Here is a 13,440-nt window from a genome sequence, read left to right on the forward strand (position 1 = left end):
ATATAAACTTTTGATTAGATGTTAAAACAATACTTTCCAATTTTTCAGTGGCTTTCCACTTATAAAAAAACATACATATCTGGTGATGTCGCTGCAGGTATCACTGTTGGGATTATGTTAATTCCGCAAGGAATGGCTTATGCAATGATTGCTGGCCTGCCTCCTGTATTTGGGTTATATGCTGCATTAATCCCTCAAATTGTTTATGCAATACTAGGAACCTCTCGTCAATTGGCAGTCGGCCCTGTAGCTATGGATTCTTTATTAGTTGCTTCTGGACTAGGTGCTCTTGCATTATCAAGCATTGAAGAATACATTGCAATGGCTATTTTTCTTGCTCTTTTTATGGGAAGCATACAGCTTCTTCTGGGGGTGCTTAGAATGGGTTTTTTGGTAAATTTCTTATCTAAACCTGTAATAAGTGGATTTACATCTGCAGCAGCGATTATAATAGGATTAAGTCAGCTAAAGCATCTTTTAGGCACTGAAATTGAACGCAGTAATCAAGTACATATTCTTTTAAAAAATGCTTTAGACACTATTGATCAAATCAACATATATACTTTAATAATTGGAGTTATTGCAATTATACTTATTAAAAGTATTAAAAAAATAAATCAAAAAATGCCGGCAGCTTTGATTGTTGTCATTCTAGGAATTACAGCTATCTATAGTACTGACTTGAGTGATTCGGGAGTAAAAATAGTAGGAACTATTCCGCAAGGATTACCTGCGTTTGAAATACCATCTATTCAATACTCCAAGATTCCTGAACTCGTTCCTATTGCTCTAACTTTGGCACTTATCGCTTTCATGGAAGCAATATCTGTTGCTAAAGCTGTAGAAGAAAAACATAGCGATTATGAAATAGATGCCAATCAGGAATTAATTGCATTGGGAACATCTAATATTATAGGATCTCTTTTCCAATCATATCCTACTACTGGTGGTTTCTCAAGAACGGCAGTAAATGAACAAGCCGGAGCTAGAACAGGAATCGCAGCTATTGTTAGCGTAATTATTGTAGGAGCTACCCTCCTATTTCTAACACCCTTATTTTATTTTTTACCTAATGCGATACTTGCATCTATCATTATGGTAGCAGTCTTTGGGTTAATTGATACAAAATATCCTATTCAATTATTTAAAAATAGAAAAGATGAGTTTGCGCTATTGATTATTACATTTTTAATTACGCTTACTGTCGGAATCAAAGAGGGAATATTACTTGGAGTTCTGATTTCTTTATTGTTATTAGTTTATAGGATTTCAAAGCCACATATCGCAATACTGGGAAAAGTAAAAAACACTAATTATTTCAGAAATATTGATCGTTTTGGTTCTGATGTAGAGGTCTCAGAAGAACTTCTCATCATTCGTTTTGATGCACAACTCTATTTTGGAAATAAAGAATACTTCAAAAATGAACTTCACCGTCATATGGCTCAAAAAGGAAATAACCTTAAAACAATAATTCTTAATGCAGAATCCATTAATTACATTGACAGTAGTGCTATGCACATGTTACAACAGTTAATTAAAGACCTTAAAAGCAATCAAATACAATTTTTAATCGCTGGTGCCATAGGACCAGCAAGAGACATCATATTCAGCAGTGGGTTAATTAACATGATAGGAAGAGAACATCTTTTTGTAAAAACATATGAAGCTTATGATCATCATATCCATGCAAAACAAAAAACAGCTATTCAGAAAAAAATAGCGTTTCAAACCAAAGAAACATCTGTAACCTAAGTAGCTGTAAACAAGAAATATCAAAGTTAGCTTTATAGCATTAAACCTTAAAGAAAACAATTATGAAAGTAGAACAAATTTATACCGGATGCCTGGCACAAGGCGCTTATTATATCGAAAGTAATGGTGAAGTCGCTATTATAGATCCATTAAGAGAAGTAAAACCTTATCTTAAAAGAGCAAAACTTGATGATGCCAAAATCAAATATATCTTTGAAACTCATTTTCATGCTGATTTTGTAAGTGGCCATATCACACTTGCCAAGGAAACAAAGGCCTCTATTGTCTATGGACCAAATGCAAACCCAGCTTTTGAGGCGATTATTGCAAAAGATGGTCAAGAGTTTAAATTAGGAGATTGTATCATTAAAGTACTTCATACTCCTGGACATACCATGGAAAGTACAACATACCTTTTAAGAGATGCTAATGGTAAAGATTATGCCATTTTTAGTGGGGACACGCTCTTTTTAGGTGATGTAGGGCGTCCTGACCTAGCCCAAAAGGCAGCTCATATGACTAAAGAACAATTAGCAGAAACATTATACGATAGTCTTCGTACTAAAATAATGCCTTTATCAGATGATGTTATCGTGTATCCAGCTCATGGTGCTGGATCTGCTTGTGGTAAAAACATGATGAAAGAAACGGTAGATACATTAGGAAATCAAAAACAAGTGAACTATGCACTTCGTGCAGATATGAGTAAAGAAGAATTCGTTAAAGAAGTGACCGAGGGACTGTTACCTCCACCAAAATATTTTCCGTTAAATGTAAAATTGAATAAAGAAGGGTATGATGATATTGATATTGTTTTAGAAAGAGGAACAACTGCTTTATCACCAAAAGCTTTTGAAGCATTAGCTAATGAGACCGGAGCAATTGTATTAGATGTGCGTCGTCCACATGATTTTGCCAAAGGTCATATTCCTCGTTCTATCTTCATAGGATTAGACGGAAGTTTTGCTCCCTGGGTAGGTGCGTTAATTGTAGATGTAAAACAGCCGATTCTACTTGTAACTCCAAAAGGTTCTGAAGAAGAAACTATTACGAGACTTTCGAGAGTTGGTTTTGACAATACTCTTGGATATCTAGAAGGTGGATTTGATGCCTGGAGACAGGCAGCAATGGAATATGATACGGTTAGTACTATATCCGTAGATATTTTAAAGAAAATATTGGACGAAGAAAACATTCCCATTTTTGATGTTCGCAAAGAAAGTGAATACATTTCTGAACATATTGAAAATGCAAAAAATACACCACTAGATTTTCTTAATGAGCATTTAGTAGAATTCCCAAAAGACACATCTTTTTACATTCATTGTGCAGGAGGATATAGAAGCATGATTGCTTCTTCCATTCTTAAAAGTAGAGGGATCCACAATGTTATTGATATTTCGGGTGGTTTTGAAGCGATCAAAAATTCTGATATAGATATTACAGACCATGTATGTCCCACAACATTAAAATAGTTTCCAATTCCATTTAGATTTTTAGTTGGTTAGTAAAAAGAGTTGTCTTTAGAGATGACTCTTTTTTTATATAAAAATGCTCCAATGTAACCCATGTTACTGTATTACATAATAATGAGAATTAACTTTACTAAAAAATAAAAACCATGGATATATTAGACGAAAAAAAAATAACTATCCCCAGAATTGGTGATGATGCTCCAGATTTTGAAGCACTCACAACAAAAGGTAAAATAAAGTTCTCTGAATATGCTAAAGATCAATGGATAATCATGTTTTCTCATCCAGCAGATTTCACACCGGTATGTACTACAGAAATGAGTGGATTTGCAATAAGAAAGAAAGAGTTTGACGCTTTAAATACTGAACTTATAGGGTTAAGTATTGATAGTATTCACTCTCATTTGGGATGGGTAAACAATGTAAGAGAAAAAACAGGAGTGTATTTTGACTTTCCTATTATCGCAGATTTGGATATGAAAGTTTCAAAATTATATGGGATGCTTCAACCAAATGAAAGTGAGACTGCTGCTGTACGTGCTGTATTTTTTATTGACCCAGCAAAAAAGATACGTTTAATCATGTATTACCCATTAAATGTTGGAAGAAATATGGATGAAATTCTGAGGTCTTTAGAAGCTCTTCAAACATCAGACAAGTATAAAGTAGCTATGCCATTAGATTGGAAACAAGGAGATAAGGTGATTATCCCACCTCCAAAAACTTTAGAAGAAATGGAAGCCCGTATTAATGACGATTCTATTGAAAAAATAGATTTCTATCTCGCGAAAAAGGATATTTAATTCTAAAAAGGATCACAAAACAAATTTATTATTTAAAGGAGAAGGTGATATGTTATTAATGATCATCTTCTTCCTTATATCCAATATCTAATAATATAATCATGTCAATTTTTAATTTCATTTTTAAAAAATCCAATTCAAAATCTAGTGCTATTAAAATACTTGATGTTTCTTTTTTTAAAAAAGAAATAACAGAAAACAAAGATGCCCAATTAGTAGATGTTAGAACACCGAAAGAATATAACACAAGTCATATTAAAAATGCTATCAATATAAATTATTTTGAAAGAGATACGTTTCAATCTCTATTTCAAAAATTGAATAAACAAGAACCCATTTATATATACTGTAGATCTGGAAACCGAAGTCGTAAAGCTGCAAAACAATTATCTGATATGGGATTTGTGGAAATTAAAGATTTAAAAGGTGGCTATCTAAACTGGAAATAATTCAATATCGATGAGTTCTTCTTCTGACTAAAATATATTGAAGAAAACAAACATTTCTTTGCTTTGTGTAACATGAGTTACATAAATAACAAAAAGATGAAGGTATTTTTAACAAATTAGTTAAAAGAAGAACCAAATGAAATCACATCATCAAATTCTCATTATTGGAGGAGGTACTGCTGGAATAATGACAGCTGCACGCTTACTCAAAAAAGATAAAAACTTAGATATTGCAATTATAGAACCTGCAGATACTCATTATTATCAACCTGCCTGGACTTTGGTAGGTGCAGGAGATTATGATTACAAAAAAACAGCAAAACCCATGGCAGATATAATGCCTGATCATGTACAATGGATTAAGGATTATGCAACTGCTTTTGCTCCTGAAAGCAATATAATTTCTACAAAATCAAATGGAAACATTACATATGATTTCTTAGTGGTAGCTCCTGGATTAGTTATGGAACCTTCTATGATTGATGGTTTAAAAGAAGGTCTGGACAAAGGAATTGTTTGTAGTAATTACACAGATCCAGAGCATACCTGGGAAGTACTCAAAAATTTTAAAGGAGGTAACGCTGTATTTACTCAACCTACAACTCCTATTAAATGTGGTGGAGCACCACAAAAAATTGCATACCTGGCTGCTGATTATTTTAAAAAGCATAATCTTACTCATAAATCCAATGTCATTTTTGCTACACCTGGTTCAGTAATTTTTGGTGTAAAACCTATAAGAGAAACGTTAATGAAAGTTATAGGTCGTTATGGGATACATTTTAAGCCTTTTTATGCTCCGCATAAAATAGATTCTGAGAATAAAATTATCTATTTCAAACATGTAGATCCAGATGAAAATAAATGTGTTATTAATGAGGATCCTGCTATTGGAGAACTTGCTATAGAAGAGAACATTATTAAAATTCCATTCGATATGTTGCATATCGCTCCTCCACAAGTAGCTCCTAAATTCATAAGAGATTCTAGCTTGGTTAATACTAGTGGTTGGTTAGATGTTAATCATCATTCTCTTCAACATAACAAATACTCTAATATATTTGGACTTGGTGATGTAGCTGGACTTCCTACTGCAAAAACTGGAGCTGCTATTAGAAAACAAGCTCCCGTAGTAGTTGATAATATTCTTAAACTTATAAAACATCAGGAGGCATCTAATAAAAATTATAAGGGGTATTCTTCATGTCCTTTAGTAACTGGTTATGGCAAAATGACATTAGCAGAATTTGATTATGATAGTAATTTTACTCCAGATCCAAAATTAAAACGAATGTTAATCTTTAACAGTGCAAAAGAGCATTGGAGATTGTACATGTTTAAAAAAGTTATGCTACCCTATTTATACTGGAATAAAATGTTAAAAGGACAAGATGTGTAAGGTTTCTTTTTCATGTTAACATCAATAAAAAGTGTATTGATAAATAGTAGTTTACATTTCGATTTGACTTCCAATAATTACATCTTTTTCATTCTTTGGATGCTCTGGAAACGTATTGGCAATCAAAGAAATTTTTTTATTCTTTAGCCACATTAAATTCTAATCAGATTTGATCAGGAAATCTTTTATTAGAATGATTTATCTCTATTCTAACTACATAATAGACGTCAATAAATAATATTATAGAATATTTTATACCAATTTAGAGATGTAATGTCGTATTAAAGGCGATGTTATTTTCAGTTATAAAAACACTGTGATTGTATTGCATAGCTTAGCTATGAAATATATGGATAAGGCATTTATAGCTGAAAAGAATGAGATGACATGGGACATTATATCTCTAAATTAGTGTTAATCCTGCTAGAACAACTTGTTTCTCTATTTCTTAGATATAAGTTCAAATTTTTCTAACAGGAAGGCTATTCTTTTCTATAAATCTTTCCTCGGCATGAAGAGTCCCAGAACCCAATTCTCTAATAAATTAAAGAAAGTTCTACAAAAATAGATATCACAGTTTATAGGTAAATTTTTGTTCTTCTTTCGCAATTAGCTACAATGGATTTTCTATCAATTTATTTTATTTTCAAAATGATAAGAAGGACAGATCCAACAGATTAAGTTAGGTCTGACTCCTATGATGTTTTAGTGATATTACGCTGCTCTGATATTGATAAGAAAATCTGTAATTGGTATAAACCACAATACATAATTTTTTTTTATGCTATATATAATAAATATAAATAAAAATATATGCGTATAATTTTGTAAATTATTAGGATAAAATGATGCTTGACAACTCTTAAAAATTAGATCATGAAAACGTATAATTTCTTTTTATTAATTGCAATACTAATAATATTCTGCAATTGTGCAGTAATAAGACCTGGAGAAGCTGGGGTAAAACAAACTTTAGGAAAATTCTCTAATAAGGTATCCACACAAGGTACCATATTATATAATCCTTTCATCAGTAAAGTAATCAAAGAATCCACCCAAACGAATAACATAAAACTGATCTTAAGCTTGCCCAGTAAAGAAGGATTAAGTGTGAATTCTGAAATTTCAATCTTATACCGTTTACAACAAGATAAAATACCAACTGTTTTAGAAAATTTAGGTCAGGGTTATGAATCTATTATTACTAGTATTTTTAGGTCGGCCTCTTCTGATGTTTGTGCTCAGTTTTTTGCGAAAGATATGCATTCGGGAATGCGAGCAAAAATTGAAGATGAAATAAAATCAAAAATGACAGTGAACCTACAAAAACAAGGAGACGGAATAGAGCTTATAGCTGTTTTAATGAAAAGTATTCAGTTACCCAGAGGACTGGCTGGTTCTATAGAAAGAAAATTACAAGCAGAACAGGATGCTATGCGAATGGAATTTGTAATACAACAAGCAAAACTTGAAGCTAACAGAAAAATAATTGATGCAGAAGGAGAGCGGGATGCTCAAAAGATATTGTCAGAAGGATTAACACAAGAAATTATAAAAATTAGAACTATAGAGGCTTTTAATGAACTATCGAGATCTAACAACAGTAAAGTTATCATTACCGATGGTAAAACCCCTCTTTTAATCGAAACTGATGATTAATTCTCTAGGGCATATTCTTAAAACCTAAAGCCTCTATAGTATGATACCCAAAGTGCTATTTAATACAACGTATTTTATCAACCTTAAACAGTATATACATGAAATTAATAGACGAAGCATTAGCATTCGAAAGTAAGAAAATTGGTCATATGAGTACTAGTGATAGAGTATCTGCATCCAGAGAAGCTAAGGCATTAGTTCTTAAAATCAATGAAATTTATAAGATTACTAAAGACCCTAAACTTATGGAGATCATGAAAACAATTACCGTAAAAAAACGTAAAATCGAAAAACGTTTAAAAGGTCTACTGAACTCAGCTTAACATTTTAGATTTTCCTCTTTTCTTTAATGTAGTCGGGATATTGATGATGTTTTGTATACTCCCGGCTGCATTAATTAAGATTGCTCTATCTCAAAAGTTTATGCTATATAAGATAACACAGACAAGAAAAAGAATCTGTGTGAAAAAGTCAATTTTTAATTTTTTCTAGCTTTTGATTTTTATTTCGAAAATAAGCGATAACAGCAATCGTAACCATAAATAAAGCTAATATATATACAAAATCAGGAATGGGTATCGGATCCCCTGCTGCATAGCTATGAAGACCTGATAAATAATAATTCACACCAAAAGAAGTCATAATAATAGACCAAAATGCAAATGTACTGGCAACATTGAGCGTATAGCGATTCTGCAATCCACGAATAAATCGTAAATGTAATACAACTGCATATACTATAATACTTATTAGAGCCCAGGTCTCTTTTGGATCCCATGCCCAATATCTACCCCAAGATTCATTAGCCCAAACACCTCCTAAAAATGTGCCAATAGCTAATACAAACAATCCTATTGTCATAGAAATTTCATTAATATAAGTAAGCTCTTTAATACGAATATCAATTGGCACCTTTGTTTTTTCCGTTTTAATAATCATAAGTATTAATGCCATTAATCCCAAAATAGCCGATAATGCTAAAGGCGCATAACTACTAACAATGGTTGCCACATGTATTTTTAACCAATACGATTTTAAAACAGGCATTAAGTTCGTGATTTCAGGGTTTAACCAATCCAGATAACTTACAAATAATAGTGCTCCAGAAAATAGCGTAGATAATGGTAATGCAAAATCCGATTTTCTAAAAGTCATCAATCCACAAAGCATTAAAACCCATGATACAAAAACCAACATTTCATAACCATTACTCCAAGGTGCATGTTGAGCTACAAACCATCTTAATAAAATATTCCCGGTAAAAAACAAAAAACTTATTAATGAAATGAGAATTAGCGTATTCCATAAAAATTCTATAGCTCTATTATTGGCAAAAATTTTGACAATTGCTATTATTAATAATATACCACCCAGAGTAAAGAAAACCTGAAAAAGCCAAAAATTAAGATTCAGTTCATTGTACCATAACTCGGCAGCTACTCTTTTATCACTAGGAATAATATCTTTCCCTAATACATCTTGATATGTTTTTATATATGAAAGCTTATCTGTAGCAGCTTCCCATCTCTTTGAAACAATATCTTGAAAATAAGCGGGGATAATAGTTTGTACAAACTTACCGTCTTCAGCAGGGAAATCTCTAAAATGATGCGTATAACTATGCCAGGTATTATTATCATCATTACTATTAGGAAAGATTTTTAAATAGTTTCCGCTAAAAACATTAAATAAAATATTGAAACGTTCATCTACTTTTATAACTTCTTTATCAAATTCGTTACGTTCTGCAGGTTTTTTAAGATTAGCTTTTTCTACCACTTCTGATAAAATATACGCTCCTTTTTCATCCAACAGTCCATTAAAAGGTATTAATCCATCTTTACTAATAGATAAAGGTTTAAATAATACTCCCCCTTTTTGTTGGTCTATCTTTATTAATGGAATTTGCTGCCAGGTATTCGGATCTACATGCATTGCCAAAAATGCCTGGTTGGCATTCATATGTATCTCTATTTCATTAGTAGAATACTTAAAATATGGTTTTCGTGAAATTTTTCTTAGAAATTCTGAAGCAAGAGTGTTTATAGGTTTGATACGTCCATCTAGGTCTTGTACCATTAATCGGCCAAAAAGTTCTGCATGATAAGTGTCAATTTGTTGTTGTTTGACAAATTGTTTAATATCTGGATCTGTGGTGTTTGCAATAGAGGAACCGGTAACTAAAAGAAAAACAAATATCGGTGCTACCTGATGTTGCTTTAATTTTTTTAACTTTTGATTGATCATTTTAAACCTGGAATTCTTTCCAAACAGTGTAAAAAACATACCTAACCCCATACATAAATAACCCAGATATGTGACCCATGTCCCTATAACATCATGATTTACAGAAAGTACAGTTCCTAATTCATCTGTATCATAACTTGCCTGAAAAAATCGATAACCTTTGTAATCCAACACATTATTCATAAAGATTCGATACGGTATTTCTTCTTCATTATCCATAATGGTTACTTCACTCGCATATGCCGAAGGGCTAATCGAACCAGGGTATCTATCTAATTGAAAATCATCAAGGTGTAACAAAAAAGGAATTTGTTGTGCCTCTGCTCCATAGGAGAGTTCTATAGCCAACCCATTTAATTCAACTTGATGAATAGTTGGTAAAAATCCTTCACGATATAACAACGATACTTCTTTTATTTGATTAGCAACCTCAACATTAACTATCAATGCATCATCTTTGGTTTTGTCATTATTTTTTGGTTTTTCAGATTCACTTACCAAGGATATCGTTGCTTTGGGATGAAAAGAAAGAGGAACAAAAGAGGCATCTCCATCACGATATAAAGTTCGCAAGGTCAGTCGTTGCAAACTATCCTTTTTGATTCTCCCTGCGGTTTGAGAAGCCATAATAAAGAAATCCAGATCTCGGGGAGATTGTACACTAAAATCACCATCTTTCTCTATAATATTAATAATTCCTTCTTCATCACTATTATATCCAACTTTATGATGGTGTTCACCAATGCTTTCTACTTCTCCCCTTTCTAGGAAAACCGTTTCTCTTCCATTTCCAGATGAAACTACCAATTGTAAGAGTGCCTTTCCTCCTTCTACATCGTCCACTATTTTAGGGACAGCATCAGCAACAAACGTATTATGAAAAATCCGAATCGGAATATTGTCAAAATTTGTTTCAATCACAAAATCATTATTACCAATAGGAGAAAAATTTAATTGTTTTCGAACTACTCTTGTTTTACTTCCATCAGAGATATGTAGTTGCAGGTAATTACTATCCGAAATGATAACATTAGAAGCACTTCCTTCTCTTATACGCATAATACCACTATAGGAAGTATACCGTGTTATTCCGGCACCTAAAAGAATAACAATAAAAGCAATATGAAACAATAGAATGGACCATTTTTCTTTTCTCCATAGCTTGTATTTGTAAATATTAGTCCCAAAACAAATACCAAGTCCTATCATCACCAATTCAAACCACCATGAGTCGTAAATAATTTTCCATGCTGTAGATGTACCAAAATCATTTTCTACAAAAGTTGCAGTAGCCATTGCGATTGCAAATATGAGTAATAGTAAAACTGCCAATGCGGGAGAGGCAAAAAAGCGATATAATTTGTGCATCATGGGTGATTTTTGAAAAAGAAAGATACCTTCATAAATATTTTTTTCTCAGAAGGTATCTTATTTATAAAAGCTTATGTTTTATTGTTTTATTTTTCTTGCGTAGAGACAGTCTTAACATCTAGCTTTGCTTCTCTGGCTTTTGCTTCCTCTAACCATTTTGGTAACAAAGTTTTTTTGAATTCTTCTTTTTCTGCTTCTAATTTTTCTATATCAAGACCTATAAAAGCCTGTGCTTTTTCTTTTGATGATATATCAGGCATTTCTACGGGTTTGTTATGTCCTAAATCAGCTAAGAGGCGTGCTAATTTTACTCTGGCTTCTTGCGCTATATTCAATCCTCCACCAATAACCCGGGCAGTTTCTACCGGAGAATGAAAAGAAGCTCCATGAGAAGCTGCTGAATAATCCCAACGCCATTGTGCATGACGAATATCTATCAAAATAGCTTTCATCTGTTCTTCAGTAGCTCCAAGATCCCATGCTTTTTTAGCTTCTATATGTGCTTTTACTAAAAGATCTTCTAATTTTAGACGGGTTTCTGTAGACTTTTGTTGGCGCTCAAACACATTTGCCATTAATTTACTTCCCTCTTCTCTATGGCATACCTGACAAGCATTAGCCATATTATTTAATGGAGATTGGATATGATGATCGGTAAATTTTTGTCCTCCTTCACTTTTATAGGGCATATGACAATCTGCACAAGAAACACCTCGATCTGCATGAACCCCAGTAATGTAAGTTTCATAACCTGGATGCTGTGCTTTTAACATAGGAGTTTTACTTATTTTATGTGTCCAGTCTTTAAACTCCAGATCATCATAATATTTCTCCATATCTTCTACTGCCATTCCATTTTTCCAAGGAAATACAAGATAAGGAGTCCCTTCTTTCCCTGGTAAGTTTTTATTGAAATAGTATTCAACATGACATTGGGCACACACCAAAGAACGCATTTCTTGATGTGTTGCATTATTAATGTCCTTACCCATAGCATCAAAGGCTTCTACTAACGCAGGACGAGTAATACGAAGTTTCATGCTTTTGGGGTCATGACAATCTGCGCAACCAATATTATTTACAATTTCTGGGCCTTTATCGGCCCATTTCCCTTGATAAAACTCTTCAATTCCTATTTCGTTCATCAATCGCGGCACATCGGGACTTTTACAAGTCCAGCATGTAGCAGGCATTGGACCATCTCCTTTCCCTTTCGGGCCTCCAGTTCTTAATGTATTATGAATATCCTCAATTGCATAAGAATGACCACGTCCTTGATTATAATCTTTAGAAAAACCATAACCTGCAAATAATACGACTAAGCGAGGATCTTCTTCAAGCATATCTCGCATAGCAGAACCTCCCTGAAAGCTAGAAAAAGTTGTGTCTGCGGTTTGTAGAAAAGATTGATATTCTTTTTGATAATTTTCACCCCAAACTGCATTTCGAGCTTCATTTTCATTGATATCTACCTTTGGCACGTATTTATACTTTGCTTCACTCTTCCTATCAATAATACTCGAAGCAAGAAGTCCTAATAAAAAAACTACGATAACGGTAACAATAAATAATACTTTATTTTTCATAATTTATGGTCAGTATTTATTTTTCTTCGATTTCTTTTTGCAACCAATCCGGGATCACAGTCTCAACCTGATCTGTTGGTAATGGGGCAATATTATATTTGATCGTTGAAATCCCATGGCTGCGTCCATGCGGAATCTCACGATGGCAACTCCAACATTGTCTATCGGTTCGATTAGATGCATGACCATCTATCCATCCATCATATTTGGTTTGTGTTACTTGTTGAACATGACAACGAATACAATTATTCTGTACAACTTCCTGAGATGCTTCTCGCATAAAAATGACATCTGGCTCTGCCCGTAATGTAAATATAGAAGCATGATACAAACCATCCTTTGCTTTAAAATAATACATATTAAAGATATTATCATGAGGTACATGACAATCATTACATGATGCCCATTCACGGTGAGAACTATGCATCCAACTATTATACACAGGGGTCATTACATGACAATTAACACAAGCTTGAGGATCATCAGACATATAAGATACAACCTCTGCTTCTTTTGCCATAAACAGGCCTAACCCCAAAAGGATAGCGATAAGAAAGACAGCTGTCGTACGCCATCTGGATTTTTTGTTTGGTAATATTTTGTCTTGAAGTGCCAATTTTTATAAGAATTATGTAATCAAAAAATTAAAACTTTGTACTTTGAACCATTAATATATTAATTAATTTCTTTACTTAT

The 13,440-nt window shown here is 32.9% G+C and carries 10 protein-coding genes; 7 read left to right on the forward strand and 3 right to left on the reverse strand.

Features of this window, described 5'->3' with window-relative positions:
* The first annotated feature begins 18 nt into the window (after positions 1-18).
* From PQF96_RS00785 to PQF96_RS00815, 7 genes are all read left to right on the forward strand, one after another.
* Entirely contained in the window at positions 19-1,755 is a 1,737-nt protein-coding gene (locus PQF96_RS00785) for a SulP family inorganic anion transporter (RefSeq protein WP_271764750.1), read from the forward strand.
* 62 nt (positions 1,756-1,817) lie between these two features.
* On the forward strand, positions 1,818-3,230 hold the full coding sequence (locus PQF96_RS00790) for an MBL fold metallo-hydrolase (protein WP_271764751.1): 1,413 nt from the start codon (positions 1,818-1,820) through the stop codon (positions 3,228-3,230).
* A 146-nt stretch (positions 3,231-3,376) separates the two neighbouring features.
* A complete protein-coding gene (locus PQF96_RS00795) occupies positions 3,377-4,033 on the forward strand; it encodes a peroxiredoxin (RefSeq protein ID WP_143917206.1) in 657 nt (218 codons plus the stop codon).
* A 101-nt stretch (positions 4,034-4,134) separates the two neighbouring features.
* Positions 4,135-4,482, forward strand: coding sequence for a rhodanese-like domain-containing protein (locus tag PQF96_RS00800; RefSeq protein WP_109436620.1), 348 nt, complete (start codon positions 4,135-4,137; stop codon positions 4,480-4,482).
* Positions 4,483-4,618: 136 nt separating this feature from the next.
* Positions 4,619-5,881, forward strand: coding sequence for an NAD(P)/FAD-dependent oxidoreductase (locus PQF96_RS00805; protein ID WP_271764752.1), 1,263 nt, complete (start codon positions 4,619-4,621; stop codon positions 5,879-5,881).
* An 876-nt stretch (positions 5,882-6,757) separates the two neighbouring features.
* Positions 6,758-7,540, forward strand: coding sequence for a prohibitin family protein (locus PQF96_RS00810; protein ID WP_109436618.1), 783 nt, complete (start codon positions 6,758-6,760; stop codon positions 7,538-7,540).
* A gap of 98 nt (positions 7,541-7,638) precedes the next feature.
* A complete protein-coding gene (locus PQF96_RS00815; RefSeq protein ID WP_143917203.1) occupies positions 7,639-7,863 on the forward strand; it encodes a hypothetical protein in 225 nt (74 codons plus the stop codon).
* A 148-nt stretch (positions 7,864-8,011) separates the two neighbouring features.
* Here PQF96_RS00815 and ccsA read toward each other — a convergent pair whose 3' ends face one another.
* The 3 genes from ccsA to nrfH form a co-directional block, all read right to left on the reverse strand.
* The gene (gene ccsA / locus PQF96_RS00820; RefSeq protein WP_271764753.1) at positions 8,012-11,158 is read right to left on the reverse strand and encodes a cytochrome c biogenesis protein; all 3,147 of its coding nucleotides are present in this window, start codon (positions 11,156-11,158) and stop codon (positions 8,012-8,014) included.
* 86 nt (positions 11,159-11,244) lie between these two features.
* A complete protein-coding gene (gene nrfA, locus PQF96_RS00825) occupies positions 11,245-12,744 on the reverse strand; it encodes an ammonia-forming cytochrome c nitrite reductase (RefSeq protein ID WP_271764754.1) in 1,500 nt (499 codons plus the stop codon).
* Between the two features lie 16 nt (positions 12,745-12,760).
* Positions 12,761-13,360 (reverse strand): cytochrome c nitrite reductase small subunit, encoded by a 600-nt coding sequence (gene nrfH, locus PQF96_RS00830; RefSeq protein ID WP_271764755.1) that lies wholly within the window; start codon positions 13,358-13,360, stop codon positions 12,761-12,763.
* Positions 13,361-13,440: the final 80 nt, after the last annotated feature.

This window comes from Aquimarina algiphila (genome assembly GCF_947494415.1).
Taxonomy (GTDB): domain Bacteria; phylum Bacteroidota; class Bacteroidia; order Flavobacteriales; family Flavobacteriaceae; genus Aquimarina; species Aquimarina algiphila.